The organism is Rhodococcus sp. Z13, from assembly GCF_025837095.1.
GTDB classification, from domain to species: Bacteria; Actinomycetota; Actinomycetes; order Mycobacteriales; family Mycobacteriaceae; genus Rhodococcus; species Rhodococcus sacchari.
In genome coordinates this window covers 3,480,986-3,496,619 of record NZ_CP107551.1, presented here as the reverse complement: position 1 = coordinate 3,496,619, position 15,634 = coordinate 3,480,986, and the positions used below count along the sequence as shown (strand labels likewise).

The 15,634-nt window shown below is 70.4% G+C and carries 18 protein-coding genes; 13 read left to right on the top strand and 5 right to left on the bottom strand.

Translation table 11 applies throughout. The features are described from left to right. Positions 1-65: 65 nt before the first annotated feature. The 4 genes from hemB to OED52_RS15935 all read left to right on the top strand — a co-directional run bounded on the left by hemB (position 66) and on the right by OED52_RS15935 (position 2,562). On the top strand, positions 66-1,043 hold the full coding sequence (hemB, locus tag OED52_RS15950; protein WP_264154731.1) for a porphobilinogen synthase: 978 nt from the start codon (positions 66-68) through the stop codon (positions 1,041-1,043). Continuing rightward, positions 1,040-1,585 carry a hypothetical protein gene (locus OED52_RS15945; protein WP_264151820.1) on the top strand — a complete coding sequence of 182 codons (546 nt, stop codon included), beginning with the start codon at positions 1,040-1,042 and terminating at the stop codon, positions 1,583-1,585. Before hemB ends, OED52_RS15945 begins: the two co-directional genes overlap by 4 nt. Positions 1,586-1,811: 226 nt before the next feature. Then, positions 1,812-2,288 (top strand): hypothetical protein, encoded by a 477-nt coding sequence (locus tag OED52_RS15940; RefSeq protein ID WP_264151819.1) that lies wholly within the window; start codon positions 1,812-1,814, stop codon positions 2,286-2,288. 70 nt (positions 2,289-2,358) lie between these two features. Next, positions 2,359-2,562, top strand: a complete 204-nt coding sequence (locus tag OED52_RS15935) for a heavy-metal-associated domain-containing protein (RefSeq protein ID WP_264151818.1) — start codon at positions 2,359-2,361, stop codon at positions 2,560-2,562. Here OED52_RS15935 and OED52_RS15930 read toward each other — a convergent pair. After that, positions 2,544-4,490: an acyl-CoA dehydrogenase family protein gene (locus OED52_RS15930; protein WP_264151817.1), complete on the bottom strand. Its 1,947-nt coding sequence runs from the start codon at positions 4,488-4,490 to the stop codon at positions 2,544-2,546. The two genes, OED52_RS15935 and OED52_RS15930, sit on opposite strands and share 19 nt — an antisense overlap. A gap of 125 nt (positions 4,491-4,615) precedes the next feature. Here OED52_RS15930 and hemL point away from each other — a divergent pair, with 125 nt between their 5' ends. The 6 genes from hemL to ccsB are packed head-to-tail and all read left to right on the top strand — an operon-like array spanning position 4,616 to position 10,757. After that, on the top strand, positions 4,616-5,941 hold the full coding sequence (gene hemL, locus OED52_RS15925; protein WP_264151816.1) for a glutamate-1-semialdehyde 2,1-aminomutase: 1,326 nt from the start codon (positions 4,616-4,618) through the stop codon (positions 5,939-5,941). A gap of 59 nt (positions 5,942-6,000) precedes the next feature. Next, positions 6,001-6,651, top strand: coding sequence for a histidine phosphatase family protein (locus OED52_RS15920; RefSeq protein WP_264151815.1), 651 nt, complete (start codon positions 6,001-6,003; stop codon positions 6,649-6,651). Further along, complete coding sequence (locus OED52_RS15915) at positions 6,648-7,277, top strand: TlpA family protein disulfide reductase (RefSeq protein ID WP_264151814.1); 630 nt, start codon at positions 6,648-6,650, stop codon at positions 7,275-7,277. The genes OED52_RS15920 and OED52_RS15915 overlap by 4 nt, the downstream gene beginning before the upstream one ends. Positions 7,278-7,279: 2 nt before the next feature. Continuing rightward, positions 7,280-8,098 carry a cytochrome c biogenesis CcdA family protein gene (locus OED52_RS15910; protein ID WP_264151813.1) on the top strand — a complete coding sequence of 273 codons (819 nt, stop codon included), beginning with the start codon at positions 7,280-7,282 and terminating at the stop codon, positions 8,096-8,098. Next, positions 8,095-9,792, top strand: a complete 1,698-nt coding sequence (gene resB / locus OED52_RS15905) for a cytochrome c biogenesis protein ResB (RefSeq protein ID WP_264151812.1) — start codon at positions 8,095-8,097, stop codon at positions 9,790-9,792. Before OED52_RS15910 ends, resB begins: the two co-directional genes overlap by 4 nt. Continuing rightward, positions 9,789-10,757 (top strand): c-type cytochrome biogenesis protein CcsB, encoded by a 969-nt coding sequence (ccsB, locus tag OED52_RS15900; protein WP_264151811.1) that lies wholly within the window; start codon positions 9,789-9,791, stop codon positions 10,755-10,757. The genes resB and ccsB overlap by 4 nt, the downstream gene beginning before the upstream one ends. Before the next feature lie 51 nt (positions 10,758-10,808). Here ccsB and OED52_RS15895 read toward each other — a convergent pair whose 3' ends face one another. Together OED52_RS15895 and OED52_RS15890 are read right to left on the bottom strand one after the other, a co-directional pair. Then, positions 10,809-11,006 (bottom strand): hypothetical protein, encoded by a 198-nt coding sequence (locus tag OED52_RS15895; RefSeq protein ID WP_264151810.1) that lies wholly within the window; start codon positions 11,004-11,006, stop codon positions 10,809-10,811. 335 nt (positions 11,007-11,341) lie between these two features. After that, entirely contained in the window at positions 11,342-11,551 is a 210-nt protein-coding gene (locus OED52_RS15890; protein WP_006552323.1) for a BldC family transcriptional regulator, read from the bottom strand. A 191-nt stretch (positions 11,552-11,742) separates the two neighbouring features. Here OED52_RS15890 and OED52_RS15885 point away from each other — a divergent pair, with 191 nt between their 5' ends. Both OED52_RS15885 and cds1 read left to right on the top strand, forming a co-directional pair. Then, the gene (locus OED52_RS15885; protein ID WP_413247767.1) at positions 11,743-12,123 is read left to right on the top strand and encodes a DUF4229 domain-containing protein; all 381 of its coding nucleotides are present in this window, start codon (positions 11,743-11,745) and stop codon (positions 12,121-12,123) included. Beyond that, complete coding sequence (gene cds1, locus OED52_RS15880; protein ID WP_264151809.1) at positions 12,120-13,235, top strand: L-cysteine desulfhydrase Cds1; 1,116 nt, start codon at positions 12,120-12,122, stop codon at positions 13,233-13,235. Before OED52_RS15885 ends, cds1 begins: the two co-directional genes overlap by 4 nt. Before the next feature lies 1 nt (position 13,236). On the opposite strand, the gene OED52_RS15875 is transcribed toward cds1, so the two are convergent. After that, positions 13,237-14,238, bottom strand: a complete 1,002-nt coding sequence (locus tag OED52_RS15875; protein WP_264151808.1) for a methyl-accepting chemotaxis protein — start codon at positions 14,236-14,238, stop codon at positions 13,237-13,239. A gap of 111 nt (positions 14,239-14,349) precedes the next feature. Between OED52_RS15875 and OED52_RS15870 the strand changes: the two genes are divergently transcribed. Further along, positions 14,350-14,739 (top strand): phage holin family protein, encoded by a 390-nt coding sequence (locus OED52_RS15870; protein WP_264151807.1) that lies wholly within the window; start codon positions 14,350-14,352, stop codon positions 14,737-14,739. A gap of 25 nt (positions 14,740-14,764) precedes the next feature. Here the strand turns inward: OED52_RS15870 and OED52_RS15865 are convergent, their stop codons facing one another. After that, a complete protein-coding gene (locus tag OED52_RS15865) occupies positions 14,765-15,634 on the bottom strand; it encodes a 1,4-dihydroxy-2-naphthoate polyprenyltransferase (RefSeq protein WP_264151806.1) in 870 nt (289 codons plus the stop codon).

The window sequence follows — 15,634 nt, the reverse complement described above, 5'->3', positions numbered from 1 at the left end:
TGGTCACTGCCACCGGGGCCGCGCACGACCCGTATGCACGACCCGTATGGAAGGTGCTCACCCCGATGTTCCCCGAGATCCGTCCCCGCCGACTCCGCAGCACCCCCGCGATCCGGCGGCTGGTGGCGGAGACCTCCCTCGAGCCGCGGCATCTCGTGCTGCCGATGTTCGTGGCCGACGGCCTGAGCGAGCCGCGTGAGATCGCGTCGATGCCCGGCGTCTACCAGCACACCGCCGACTCCCTGAAGAAGGCCGCGGCCGAGGCGGTCGCCGCCGGTGTCGGGGGCCTGATGCTCTTCGGTGTGCCGCGCCCCGAGGACAAGGACGCCGAGGGTTCCGCCGCGAGCGACCCCGAGGGTGTGCTCAACCGCGCTCTGCGGTCGCTGCGCAGCGAACTCGGCGACTCCACGGTCCTCATGGCCGACACCTGCCTCGACGAGTTCACCGATCACGGGCACTGCGGCGTGCTCACCGACACCGGGGCCGTCGACAACGACGCGACGCTCGAGCGCTACGCGGCGATGGCCGTCGCGCAGGCCGAGGCCGGCGCCCACCTGCTCGGCCCGAGCGGGATGATGGACGGCCAGATCGGCCACATCCGTGCCGCGCTCGACGAGGCAGGCCACACCGAGGTCGGGCAGCTCGCCTATGCCGCGAAGTACGCCTCGGCCTTCTACGGTCCCTTCCGCGACGCCGTCGGCTCGTCCCTCCAGGGCGATCGCCGCACCTACCAGCAGGATCCGGCGAACCGCCGGGAGTCGCTGCACGAGGTGGACCTCGACCTCGCCGAGGGCGCCGACATGGTGATGGTCAAGCCGGCGATGTCCTATCTCGACGTGCTGCGCGAGGTCGCGGACCGGTCCCCGGTGCCGGTGGCCGCCTACCAGATCTCCGGTGAGTACTCGATGATCACCGCCGCCGCGCAGAAGGGCTGGATCGACCGCGACGCCGCGATCCTCGAGTCCCTCACGAGCATCCGCCGGGCCGGCGCCGACATCGTCCTGACCTACTGGGCCGCCGAGGTCGCGAGCAGGCTGTCATGAGCTTTCCCGCCCCGCCGTCCGGGCCCGGTCCGGCCGCCGATCGACCCGTCCCGGCGGACGTCACGACGGCCTACCAACTGTGGTGTGCGGTACTCGGTCTCGCGATCGTGAGCCTGCTTGCAAGCCTCGTCGACATGTGGAACCGGCGCGGCGAACTGGTGGCGACGATGACCGACATGGTCGAGCAGGAGGCGCTCGAGGGCATCACCACCGAGCAGCTCGAGTCCGCCGTCCCCGTCCTCCTGGTGATCACCGGCGCGATCGGGCTGGTGGTGGTCGGACTGCTGTATCTCGTGGTCCGGCAACTGCTTCGGGCGAAGAACTGGGCGCGGATGCTGCTCACGCTGCTGGGGGTGTTCATGTCGCTGACCACCCTCCCGACGGTCTTCGGGGTGGGCGTCGGCGACGGCGGGGCGAGCTGGGTGCTCGGCATGGTGGGCATCCTCCAGGCCGTCGCGACCGTCGGTGCGATCGTGCTCATGCACCGGGGCGAGGCGAACCGCTTCTTCCTGCACCTCCCGGAAGACAAGCCGGGACAGTGATTTCGGTCGCGGAGTTCTCTCCGAAGGGGGTTTGATTCGCGTCGGGGGAAGAGTACGGTGGGCTCACCGTCGGGGCCCAACGGCCCTTTCCCGTCGAGCGTAAGGACGTCATGCAGGTGGAACCGCGGCCCTATGGTCGTCGTCGCGAACTGGTGTTGATCGCTCTCATCGCCGTCCTCGGACTGTTGACGACGTTGTTGCTGGTGATCCCCGGGGCGCTCTCCGCTTGACCGGTCACCCCGTCGACGGCGCCGCGACGCCTCTCTTCCACGAACCCGGGGCCCGCCGGCGCGCGGTGGTGCTCGGGCCCATCCTGTGCGCGGTCGCGCTGGTGCTCGAACTGGTCACCGGCCCGGTCGTGCACTGGGTGGCGCTGCCGATCCTCGCCGTGGTCCTCGCTGCCTTCACCTACGTGATGGTGGTCGCCGCGCGCCGGCACGTGAGCGTCGAACTGACCGCCACCACCCTGCGGCAGGGCACCGAGGTGCTGCCGATCGCCGAGATCGAGGCGGTGCTGCCCCCACCCGACCCGTCCGGGGAGCCGCAGCGCTGGGAGGTCGCGCGGTCGCTCGGGGAACTCGCGGACGTCCCGCGCCGCCGCACCGCGATCGGATTGCGCCTGCGCGGTGGGGGACTGGTGCGGGCCTGGGCGAAGGACGCGGAGGGTCTGCGTGCCTGCCTCGAGGAACTGGTCGCCGGCTGATCGGAACGGGCTCCCCGCTGTGGTACCCCCGGGGGGTATATTCGGGGGTGGTCCACGAAAGGAATCAGCCATGCAGAGCACCTACCGCGTCGAGGGCATGACCTGCCGGCACTGCGTCGCCGCCGTGAAGGAGGAGGTCGGCGCCGTCCCCGGTGTCACCGCCGTCGACGTCGACCTCGAGAGCGGCCGGCTCGTCGTCGACAGCAACGGCGACCTCGATCGTGCCGCTGTCGCCGCCGCCGTCGACGAAGCCGGTTACACCCTCGCGTCCTGAGGCGGCACCACCGCGCCCTCACGCTCGAGCATCGCCGAACCGAGCAGATAGTCGGGCACACCGAGACCCTCGACGAGCGTGAGGGCGTGCGGCCGCAGCGAGCGGCACCGCTCGTTGATCCCGCGGGTCACCGCCTTCGCTCGCTCCACCGACAACAGCCGGTGCTCCATGAACCAGGCCTTGTCGTCCTCGACCACCGTCAGCGCGAACAGGTCGCACAGCTCCGACAGCAGGTCGCGCGCGGTCTCGTCCTTGCAGTCCTCGATCGCCGCGACGAACGCCTCGAGCACCACCCGGTCGATGTGGGCGCGAGCGGCGTGCAGCACGTGGTCCTGCACGAAGTTGAACGCGTCGAAGGGGTTGTCCTCCCGCTTCATCGCAGCCTGCAGACGCCGCGCCGCGGTGGACAGCAGGTACTGCTCACGGTCCTCGAACATCGTCACCTGCGTGCCGCGGTTGAAGAGGCTGCCGTCCTCCTCGTTGTCCTGCCGGGTGTCGACGATCGTCTGGATGATCTGCTGCGCCGCGGTGCGCTTCTTGACGATGTCCGAGATCGTCGTCGCGGCGAAACGCATCCACTCCACCGGGCTCATGCCCTGCACCTCGTCGGCGTAGGCGGTGAGCAGCTCCTTTGCGACCAGCTGCGTGAGCACGTGGTTGTCGCCCTCGAAGGTGGTGAACACGTCCACGTCCGCGCGCAGCGCCGTGAGCCGGTTCTCCGCCATGTAACCGGCGCCGCCGCAGGCCTCTCGGCATTCCTGGATCGCGCGCGACGCGTGCCAGGTGTTGGCCACCTTCAGGCCCGCCGCGCGGCCCTCGAGCTCGCGCTGCTCCTGCGGGTCGAGCTCGGTCAGCGGCGTCGTCTGCAGCCGGTGCATGGTGGTGATCAGCTCGTTCTGGGCGAAACCCAGCGCGTAGGACTGCGCGATCAGCGGCAGCAGGCGCCGCTGATGGACGAGATAGTCCATGATCGGCACCTCGGCGTCGCGGCCCGGCGCGTCGAACTGGCGGCGCTTCTCGGCGTAGCGTGTCGCGATGGACAGCGCCACGCGCGCCGCGGCGCCCGCCGACCCACCGACCGTGATGCGGCCCCGGACCAGGGTGCCGAGCATCGTGAAGAACCGGCGGCTCGGATTGTCGATGTCGGAGACGTAGGTGCCGTCCGGCTCGACGTCCGCGTACTTGTTGAGCAGGTTCTCCCGGGGGATCCGCACCCGGTCGAAGACGATGCGCCCGTTGTCCACGCCCGGCAGGCCGCCCTTGTAGCCGCAGTCGGAGGTCGTCACGCCGGGCAGGTCGTTGCCGTCCTCGTCGCGGATCGGCACCACGAAGCAGTGCACGCCGTGGGTCTCGCCCTGCGTCACCAGCTGCGCGAACACCGCGGCGTAGCGGGCGTGCTGCGCCGCCCCGCCGATGTAGTCCTTGCGGGCCGAGGGCGTGGGGGAGTGGATCACGAACTCCTGGGTGCCCGGATCGTAGGTCGCCGTCGTCTCGAGCGCCTGCACGTCGCTGCCGTGCCCGGTCTCGGTCATGGCGAAGCAGCCGAGCAGGTCGAGGTCGATGAGCGGCTTGACGTACTTCTCGTGGTGCCGCTCGGTGCCGAGGTTCTCGATCGCCCCGCCGAACAGCCCCCACTGCACGCCGGCCTTGACCATCAGCGACAGATCGGACATCGCGAGCATCTCGATCGACGCCACGGCCGCACCGGCGTCCCCGGTCCCACCCGACTCGACGGAGAACCCCGAGGCCGCGTAGCCGTGCGAGGCGAGGATGCGCATCTGCTCGAGCGTGATCTCCCGGGCCTTGTCGAGCTCCGGGGTGTGATGCGGCGCGAACTTCTCGTGCGCCAGGTCGGCGCGGGCCCGTTCGCGGGCCTCGTGCCACGCCCCGTCGAGTGCCCTGCGGAGGTGTTCAGCTGTGGTCGGCATGTCTTCGACGATAAGTGCGTGAGGTCACCATCGGTGTCCCTTTCGCCTGGTCCGGGAGAAGAAACACATGAGGTTTGACCGCCCGCATTTTTGGCAAATCTCGCGAAACTGGGACACTGGAAGCCGTGACTGCGACCCCCGATGCATCCTCCACCCGCGACACCCGTTCCACCGCACTCTTCCACCGGGCATCGAAGGTGACGCCGGGGGGCGTCAACTCCCCGGTCCGTGCGTTCGGATCCGTCGGCGGCACCCCGCCGTTCTTCGCGTCCGGATCGGGCAGCACACTCACCGACGTCGACGGCAACACCTACGTCGACCTGGTGTGTTCGTGGGGACCGATGATCCTCGGGCACGCGCATCCGGCCGTCGTCGAGGCCGTCCGCAGCGCCGCGACCTCCGGCCTGTCGTTCGGCGCCCCCACCGAGGGTGAGGTCGAACTCGCCGAGGAGATCGTCGCGCGCATCGAGCCCGTCGAGCAGGTCCGGCTCGTCAATTCCGGCACCGAGGCGACGATGAGCGCGGTGCGTCTGGCGCGCGGATTCACCGGACGATCCAAGATCGTGAAGTTCGCGGGCTGTTATCACGGTCACGTCGACGCGCTGCTCGCCGACGCCGGCTCGGGCGTGGCCACCTTCGGGCTGCCCACCTCCCCGGGCGTGACCGGCGCGCAGGCCGGCGACACCCTCGTCCTTCCCTACAACGACCTCGACGCCGTGCGGGCCGCCTTCGAGGCGAACCCCGGCGAGATCGCCGCCGTCATCACCGAGGCCGCCGCCGGCAACATGGGCACCGTTCCGCCGCTGCCCGGCTTCAACGAGGGCCTGCGCGCGCTGACCCGTGAGCACGGCGCCCTGCTGATCATGGACGAGGTCATGACCGGCTTCCGCGCGAGCGCCACCGGCTGGTACGGCATCGACGGCGTCGCCGGCGACCTCATGACCTTCGGCAAGGTCATGAGCGGTGGTCTGCCCGCCGCCGCCTTCGGCGGGCGCGCCGACGTCATGGCGCACCTCGCCCCGACCGGACCCGTCTACCAGGCCGGCACCCTCTCGGGTAACCCCGTCGCCGTCGCCGCCGGGCTCGCGAGCCTGCGCGCCGCCGACGCCGAGGTGTACGCCGCGCTCGACCGCAACGCGCAGACGCTCGGCCGCCTGATCGACGAAGCCCTGACCGCAGAGGGCGTCCCGCACCGCGTCCAGTACGCCGGCACCATGTTCAGCGTGTTCTTCACCGACGAGCCGGTGACCGACTACACGCAGGCCAAGGCCGCGCAGACCTGGCGTTTCCCCGACTTCTTCCACGCCCTGCTCGAGCACGGCGTGTACGCCCCACCCAGCGCCTTCGAGACCTGGTTCGTCTCCTCCGCGCTCGACGACGACGCGTTCTCCCGCATCGCCGACGCCCTGCCGCACGCCGCCCGCGCGGCCGCCGCGGCGACCGCGCCCTGACCTGCCGCACCTCCGCCCGTAGCCGTCCCGCCTCATCGACACCTCCGAGGAACATCCACGTGACCGAAGCCGCCCCGTCCGAGACCCGCACGATCGTGCACGTGCTCCGCCACGGAGAGGTGCACAACCCCTCCGGCATCCTCTACGGCCGGCTGCCGGGCTTCCGGTTGTCGGTGACCGGTGAGGCCCAGGCCCGGGCGGTCGCGGCCTCCCTCGCCGATCACGACATCGCCCACGTGGTGGCCTCCCCCCTCGAGCGGGCCCAGCAGACCGCCGCGCCGATCGCCGAGAAGCACGGTCTCGAGATCCACACCGACGAGAACCTCATCGAGGCCGCCAACGACTTCGAGGGCCTCAAGGTCGCGGTCGGCGACGGCGCCCTGAGCCGGCCCCGGCACTGGTGGAAGCTGCGCGACCCGTTCACCCCGTCCTGGGGCGAGCCCTACCTGCAGATCGCGCACCGCATGCTCGCCGCCGTCAACGCCGCCCGCGTGGCCGCCGCCGGCCGCGAGGCGGTGTGCGTGAGCCACCAGCTGCCCGTGTGGACGCTGCGCCGCTTCCTCGAGGGCGAGCGTCTGTGGCACGACCCGCGCCGCCGCCAGTGCAGCCTCGCGTCGCTGACCTCCCTCGTCTACGAGGGCGACACCCTCGTCGACCTGGTCTACTCCGAACCGGCCGGCGCCTCCGACCCGAACGTGCACGGCGCATGATCCGAGTGTTCCCCCGATCGGTCGCGACGTCGCTGCGCGCGGTGGTCGCCGCGCTGTGCGGCGTCGTGGTCCTCACCTCCTGCGCCACCGGTGACGACGCCGTCGCGACCGGCGGCACCTTCGACTTCGTCTCCCCGGGCGGCCAGACCCGCATCTTCTACGATCCGCCCGCCGACCGCGGCACCCTCGGCGAACTGTCCGGCGAGGACCTCATGAACGAGGGCGAGACCATCTCCCTCGACGACTTCGAGGGCCAGGTGGTCGTGCTCAACGTGTGGGGCCAGTGGTGCGCCCCCTGCCGCAGCGAGGCCGACGACCTCGAGCAGGTCCACGAGGACACGAAGGACCTCGGGGTGCAGTTCCTCGGCATCAACGTGCGCGACAACCAGCGCGACAAGGCGCAGGACTTCGTCGTCGACCAGCAGATCGGCTACCCGTCGATCTACGACCCGGCGATGCGGTCGCTGCTCGCCCTCGGCCGCAACTACCCGACCTCGGTGGTGCCCACCACAGTCGTGCTCGACCGGCAGCACCGCGTAGCCGCGGTGTTCCTGACCGAACTGCTCGCCGAGGACCTCCGGCCCGTCGTGGAGCGGGTCGCGGCCGAAGAGGATGCGGAGCAGTAACCGTGATCCTTGCGTCGGGTGTGGGGGAGACCTTCCAGAACGCGGCCGTCTCGGGCCCGTTGCTGCTCGCGATGGGCGTGTGCCTGCTCGCCGGTCTCGTCTCGTTCGCCTCACCGTGCGTGGTGCCGCTCGTCCCCGGCTATCTGTCCTACCTCGCCGGAGTCGTGGGAGCGGAGGCACCCGCCGTCACCGCGGAACAGGCCGGGGCGCGCACCACCACGATGCGCACCGACGGGCGGCTGCGGGTCGCCGGCGCCGCGGCGCTGTTCGTCCTCGGCTTCACCGTGGTGTTCGTGCTGGCCACGGCCTCGGTGTTCGGTGCGATCTCGGCGCTGGCCGTCAACCGCGACCTGCTCATGCGCATCGGCGGGGTCGTCACCATCGTCATGAGCCTGGTCTTCCTCGGCCTCATCCCGGCGCTGCAGCGCGACACCCGACCCGAACCGCGGCGAATCTCCAATCTCGCGGGCGCACCCCTGCTCGGCGCGGTCTTCGCGCTCGGCTGGACTCCCTGCCTCGGCCCCACCCTCGCCGGAGTGATCTCGCTGGCGGCGGGCACCGAGGGCACCACCGCGGCGCGCGGCGTGACGCTGATCGTCGCCTACTGCCTCGGTCTGGGCCTGCCGTTCGTCGTGCTCGCGCTCGGTTCGGCGCGGGCCCTGCGCGGGGTGGGCTGGCTGCGCACCCACGCGCGCACCGTGCAAATCCTCGGCGGCCTGATGCTCATGGCCGTCGGTATCGCTCTCGTCACCGGCGCGTGGGACCTGTTCGTGTCCTGGGTGCGGGACTCGTTCATCTCGGAAGTAGTGCTGCCAGTATGACCGCGACAGACACCCCTACCCCTGCGCCGCAACCGGCGCCCCCGCCGCGGCAGGGCGTCGCCGGGCGGGCCGTGGCCGTCGTCCGGAACACCTGGCGGGGACTGACCTCCATGCGCACCGCGCTGGTGCTGCTGTTCCTCCTCGCGCTCGCCGCGATCCCGGGGGCGTTGCTGCCGCAGCGCGACCTCAACACGCAGAAGGTCGACGAGTACATCGCGGCCCGCCCCACCCTCGGCCCGATCATGGACCGCTTCGAACTGTTCGACGTGTTCGGCAGCTTCTGGTTCACCGCGATCTACGTGCTGCTGTTCGTCTCGCTCGTCGGCTGCATCCTGCCGCGCTGCGTCGAACACCTGCGGGCCCTGCGCACACCCCCGGTGGCCGCGCCCCGCAACCTGCAGCGCCTGCCGCACCACGCGAGGACCACGGTCGACGGCGCCCCGCAAGCGGTGCTCGACCGGATCCAGGGGCAGCTGCGCGGATGGAAGGTCGTGCGCCGCGACGGTGGCGAGCGCGGTCGCGAGGGCGAGCTGACCCTCTCCGGCGAGAAGGGCTATCTGCGCGAGGCCGGCAACCTGCTCTTCCACATCTCGCTGGTCGGTCTGCTCCTCGCCGTCGCCGCCGGCAAGCTGCTCGGCTACGAGGGCCAGCGCATCCTCGTCGCCGACGGTGAGGAGTTCTGCACGACCTCCCCGGCCTCCTTCGACTCGTTCCGCGCCGGTTCGACGATCGACGGCACCGGCCTGACCCCGATGTGCATCCGGGTGAACAGCTTCGTCGCCGACTACCTCGACAACGGCCAGGCCGAGATGTTCACCTCCGACATCGAGTACCAGTACGACGACGACCTGGTTACCGACACCTGGCGCGAGACGCAGCTGAAGGTCAACCATCCGCTGCGCGTCGGCAGCGACCGTGTCTACCTGCAGGGCCACGGCTACGCCCCGACGTTCACCGTGACCTGGCCCAACGGCGAGACCCGCACCGAGACCGTGCAGTGGGCGCCCGAGGACGCGACGACTTTCCTCAGCAGCGGCGCGATGCGTTTCGACCCGCCGGGCGGCATGTTCCCCGACGCCGACGAGCGCCGGAAGAACCAGATCGCGATCGAGGGCCTGTTCGCGCCGACCGCGGCGTTCCAGGGCACGCTGCTGACCTCGATCTTCCCGTCGATGATGGACCCTGCCGTCGCCATCGACGTCTACAAGGGCGATTCCGGTCTCGACACCGGCAGCCCGCAGTCGCTGTTCTCGCTCAACAAGGAACTGATCAACCAGGGCCGTCTCGTGAAGCAGGAGCGCGTCAACCTGCGGCCGGGGGAGAGCGTGACACTCGCCGACGGCACCGAGGTGCGGTTCGACAAGGCGACCGACTTCGTCAACCTGCAGGTCTCGCACGATCCCGCCCAGCAGTGGGTGCTGGTCGCCGCGATCCTCATGATGACGGGTCTGCTCGTGTCGCTGCTGGTCAAGCGCCGCAGAGTCTGGGCGCGGGTGTACCCGGACGGTACAGTGGTCGACGGTGAACGACGGACTGTAGTAGAGCTCGGTGGTCTCGCGCGGACGGACCAGGCCGGGTGGGGAGACGAGTTCGACCGGCTGGTCGACCGGCTCCTCGGTGACGATGCCCCCACGGCTTCGGCGGGAGCCCCTGCGAATCAGGCCCCGGCGGCACAGGAGAAGAAGAAGGCATGACAGAGAACGACACCCTCGCGCAGTACAGCGACCTGGCCTTCGAGTCGGCGTTCGCCGTGCTCGTGCTGGCCTTGATCCTGTTGGTCGCCGAATACGCGACCCACCGCGCCGACGTGGTCGCCGAGCGTGAGCTCGTCGCCGCGGGCGGCGGTTCGACCACCCCGCAGGGGCCGGGCCGAATCGAGGAGGCGCCCAGGCGCACCCTCTCCGAACGCCTCGGCAACATGGGCCGCGCACTGGTCTACGTCGTCGCCGGCCTGCAGATCGCCTCGATCGTGCTGCGCGGGTTCGCCACCGAGCGGTTCCCGCTCGGCAACATGTACGAGTTCGTGTCGATGGCGTGCACCGCCGCGGTGGTCTTCGGGCTGGTGGTGCTGCGTAAGAAGGCCTACCGGACCATGTGGGTGTACCTGCTGGTCCCGGTGCTGATCCTGATGTTCCTCGCGGCGACGGTGCTCTACGCCGACGCCGCCCCGGTGGTGCCCGCCCTGCGCTCGTTCTGGCTGCCCATCCACGTGACGATCATCAGTGTCGGCAGCGGCATCTTCCTCGTCTCCGGTGTCGCGAGCCTGCTGTTCCTGCTGCGCCTGCGCTACCCGAAGGGTGAGGAGCGCGGCGGGGTGTTCGGGGTGATCGCGCAGCGGCTGCCCGACGCGCAGACCCTCGACCGGCTGGCCTACCGCACCACGATCATCGGCTTCCCGCTGTTCGGTGCGGGCATCATCCTCGGTGCGATCTGGGCCGAGGCGGCCTGGGGACGTTTCTGGGGCTGGGATCCCAAGGAGACGGTCTCGTTCATCACCTGGGTGGTCTACGCCGCCTACCTGCACGCCCGTGCGACGTCGGGGTGGCGGAACACGCGCGCGGCGTGGATCAACGTCGCCGGCTTCGTCGCGATGCTGTTCAACCTGTTCATCATCAACATGGTGGTCTCGGGCCTGCACTCCTACGCCGGCCTGAACTGACGCACATGCGGAACCGGCCGCGCCCGGGGCGCGGCCGGAAGGGCCGGGTGATCAGTCGCCGCTGGGGGAGTCCGGACCCGAGGTGCCCTCGGTCCGGCGCCGGTGCACCTCCCGTTCGACCTTCCAGAGGAACTCGGGATCGTCGTCGGGGCCGACCACGCGGGTCGGAGGGCGAGAGGCAGGCCCGTATGCCTTCCACAGCAGGACGGCAAGGGTCACCGCACCGATGAGTGCCAACAGATAGAGCACGTTGCACCTCCTGGCCGTGGCGGCGCCGACATGGGGTGATCCCCGTCGTGCGCTCGGGGTCGGCAGGTCGTACCGCCCCCTCTTCCACAGTCTATGCGCGTGGACGGCCGATCGGCAGGCAGGTCACCTGCGTCGAAAGGTGCAGGTACTCCCGGGGCGAAGGGCCCGCGTCGAGGGCACCGGCTCGAGCGCGCAGAAGGCCCTCGGCGCCGACGCGCCCGAAGGCCCTCGGCGCCGACGCGCCCCGTACTCCCCGGAAGGGGCACGGTCGGTGCTGCAGGAGACGGGCGAACCCGTCGGTATCGCAGGTGGGGACGGGTGTGCCCGTCCCGGAATCAGCGGGTCGCTTCGGTGGTCAGCGACCGGAGCAGCGCGAGGACCTCGGACTCGCGGAAGCGACGGTGTCCGCCCGGGGTCCGCAGCGAGCCCAGCCGGCCGGCGTGCGCCCAACGGGTGACGGTCTTGGGATCCACGTGGAACAGTGCCGCCACCTGGCCGGGGGTCAGCAGGGATTCCTTCGCGCCGTTGAAAGTGGGTGCGCTCATTGCGAATGTCCTCCCGGTTGTCGTGATCGAGTTGTTCGATCGGGATGTCCAAGCACATGGTTGCACCGGAACCCCTGGTTGCTCGAACGGTCTACGGTTGGTAAAGCGGAAGTAATGGACAAATCGGACGAGTGTCCTACTCGGTGGAAGCTGCGTCCGAACTCGCCTTTCGTCGTGCCGGTTAACCTGGACTGGTGAACGACGAACACCGGAACGATCCCGCGGATACCCCCTCCGAGCGCCCCCCACACAACGGCGGTGACGGTCCCGCGGCCGGCCGCTCGTCGACGACCGGCACCCTGGTCCGGGACGTCGCTCTGTACTCGGTGGCGCGACTCGCCCTGGTGGTCGTGCTCGCCCTCCTCATTCTGTACGTCCCCCGCGCTTTCGGGGTGGAAATCCCGCTCCTGATCGCGGCCCTGTTCGCGGTGCTCATCGCGCTGCCGCTGTCGCTGGTGCTCTTCGCGTCGCTGCGCCGCCGCGTCAACGAGAGCATCGCCGCGGTCGACGAGCGTCGACGCGCCGCCCGCGAGGACCTCGAGAACCGTCTGCGCGGCGAGGGCGGCCGGTGACCGACGCGGGGGACGGGACGGGCGCGGTCTTCGACCGCAGCGCGCCGCGCGACTGGGTCGACAACGCCGTCCGGCTGATCGAGGCCGACGCACAGCGCAGCGCCGACACGCACCTGCTCCGGTTCCCGCTGCCTGCGGACTGGAATGTCGACCTGTACCTGAAGGACGAGTCCACGCACATCACGGGCAGTCTCAAGCACCGTCTCGCCCGATCGCTGTTCCTGTACGGACTGTGCAACGGCCGGATCCGTGAGGGCACCCCGATCATCGAGGCATCGTCCGGCTCCACCGCGGTCAGCGAGGCCTACTTCGCGCGTCTGCTCGGCCTCGACTTCGTCGCCGTGGTGCCGCGGAAGACCTCCCCGGCGAAGGTCGCGCTCATCGAGGCGCAGGGCGGTCGCTGCCACTACATCGACCGGGCGCCGGAGATCTACAGCGAGGCGCAGCGGCTCGCCGACGAACTCGGCGGCTGCTACATGGACCAGTTCACCAACGCCGAGCGCGCGACCGACTGGCGCGGCAACAACAACATCGCCGAGAGCATCTACTCGCAGATGCAGCTCGAACAGCACTCCGTGCCGGAGTGGATCGTCGTCGGCGCCGGCACCGGTGGAACCGGCGCGACCATCGGCCGCTACATCCGCTACCGCCGCCACAGCACCCGGCTCGCGGTCGTCGACCCCGAGAACTCGGCCTTCTTCGGCGGCTACGAGACCGGTTCCGCCGCGTACACGACCGGCATGCCCTCGCGGATCGAGGGGATCGGCCGGCCCCGCGTCGAGCCGTCCTTCGTGCCCGAGGTGGTCGACCGGATGATCCGGGTCCCGGACGCCGCGTCGATCGCCGCGATGCGGCACGCCAGCGCGGTCCTCGGCCGTCGCATCGGTGGTTCCACCGGCACCAACCTGTGGGGCGCCTTCGGACTGATCGCCGAAATGCTCGCGGCGGGACGTTCCGGCAGCGTCGTCACGCTGCTGTGCGACGGCGGCGAACGCTACGCCGACACCTACTTCTCGGACGACTGGGTCGCCGCGGAGGGACTCGACCTCACCGCTCCCACGGCGACACTCGAAACGTTCGCCGCGACCGGCCGCTGGGAGCCGTCCGCCTAGATCACCCTCGGTCCGCGGCGCGGCGCTGCCCGGTCTGGGCGGGGACGAGGGGCAGCGCGACCGCGCCGACGAGCAGCACCGTGCCGAGCGCGATCACCGCGTACGGCCACCACTGCCGGTCGCCGGTCGTGACCACTGCATCGGCCTGCACGTCCGAGGTATCGGCGGCCGAGGTGCCCGCGGTGCGCGGCAGCGCCTCCGTCGCCGACCGGACGTTGTCCGCGATGCCGCCGACCACATCGGCGACCGGACCCACCCCGTCGACGAGCTGTCCCGTGCCGTCCGTCAGGGCGCGACCGCCGTCGTCGAGGAGCACCAGACCGTCGCGGAGCTGCCGCGATCCGTCGGCGGCCTGCGACATGCCCGCGACGAACTGCGCGTTCGGGTCGGTCAGCTCGAAGGCGAGCTGCCGGGCCCCGTCGCGCAGCTGCCCGAGCTGGTCGAGGGTGTCCGGGCCGAGTCCTTCGGTGTCGAGCGTGTGGACCAGGCCCCGCAGCGTCGCCGCCGCGTTCTGCGAGACCGGATCGGGGGAGGCGCCGAGCGAATCGGCGACGGAGGTGAGCTGGGCGGTCACCTCGCCCTGCATCGCGCCGAAACCGGTCAGCCGGCCGACGACCTCGTCGACCCCGCTGCTGACCTGGCGGGCACCGTCGCCGAGCTGACCCACCCCGCCGTCGAGCTGTTCGAGCCCGGAGGCGAGCTGCTCCCCGCCGTCCCGCGCCTGTCGCAGTCCGTCCGACAGCTGACGGGCACCGTCGTCGAGCTGGGCGCTGCCCTCGGTGAGCTGTCCGACGCCGCTGCCCAGCACCGACAGCGGCAGACCGGCCCGCTGCAGGTTGCTTCGCGCCTCGGCGACACCCTCGGCCGACGGTGCGGCCGGGGTCGACTCGGAGCCGGTGGCGACCGTCACCTCCGGGTCGTCGAACCAGGCGGAGAGTGTGCCGCCGGCGACGAGGAGGAGGCCGATCAGGGCGAGGAGCAGAGGGGTGGGACGTGAACGCACGCCGATCGACGCTACCCCTCGCCGCTGAGAGGTCGCTGAGCGCCGGTGGCACCGCAGCCGACCGCGCAGGTCTGTCCTGTGACGGGCGCATCCTGTGTCACAGTGGCACCCATGCTGTCGCTGATTCTGCGTCTGATCATCAACGCCGTGGGCCTGTGGCTCGCGGTCGAACTCGTCGGAGGTATCGAGTACGTCGATCCTCAGGGGGCCGAGGACACCACCGGGAAGATCGTCACCCTGGTCGTGCTCGCGATCATCTTCACGATCGTCAACGCCTTCATCAAGCCACTCGTGAAGCTGCTGTCGCTGCCCCTGCTGATCCTCACGCTCGGCCTGTTCACGCTGGTGATCAATGCTCTGATGCTCATGCTCACCGCGTGGCTGAGCGGGTTCACCGACTACGGCCTCGAGATCGACGGTTTCTGGGCGGCCTTCTGGGGCGGTGTGATCATCGCGATCGTGAACTTCGTCCTGGGCATCGTCGTCCCCGACCGGGACTGACCGCCCCGGCCGCTCCCGCCTGCGCTCAGCCGAAGGCCAGCGCGGGAGCGGTCGCCAGCGCCCACACCAGCATCGCCATCCCCGTGTCGCCCAGCGCCGGGATGAGCGCGAGACCGAGCGCACCCTCACGCACCGGCTTGTGCGCGCGGAACGCGAACGGTGCCGCGAGGAACCCGGCGAGCGCCCACGGCGTCGCCGCGACCAGCACCACCGACATCACGAACGGCACGACGAGCAGCACCAGGTGCAGCGTGCGGGTCCGCGGATCGCCGAGCTTGACCGCCAGGGTCCGCTTGCCGGTCTCCGCGTCCGTCGCGATGTCGCGCAGATTGTTGGTCACCAGCACCGCCGTCGAGATCGAGCCCACCGCGACGGCGCAGGTCAGACCCACCCAGTCGACGCGCTCGGCCTGCACGAACTGCGTGCCCAGCACCGCGACCAGCCCGAAGAACACGAAGACGCCGACCTCACCGAAACCGCTGTAGCCGTAGGGGTTCTTACCGCCCGTGTAGTACCAGGCTCCGGCGATGCAGATCACGCCGACGAGCACCAGCCACCAGGCGGTGGTGACGGCGAGGGCGAGACCGGCCACCGCCGCGATACCGAAGCACACGAACGCCGCGCGCTTGACCTCCGCGGGGCTCGCGGCACCGGAACCGACCAGCCGCATCGGGCCGACCCGCTCGTCGTCGGTGCCGCGGATGCCGTCGGAGTAGTCGTTCGCGAAGTTCACGCCGATGATCAGGCCCATGGCCACGACGAAGGCCAGCAGTGCCTTCCACCACACCGCCTCACCGAGCGCCGCGGCGGCGCCGGTGCCCGCCAGCACGGGGGCTATCGCGTTCGGGAGGGTGCGCGGACGAGCGCCTTCGATCCATTGACCAGCCGTTGCCAT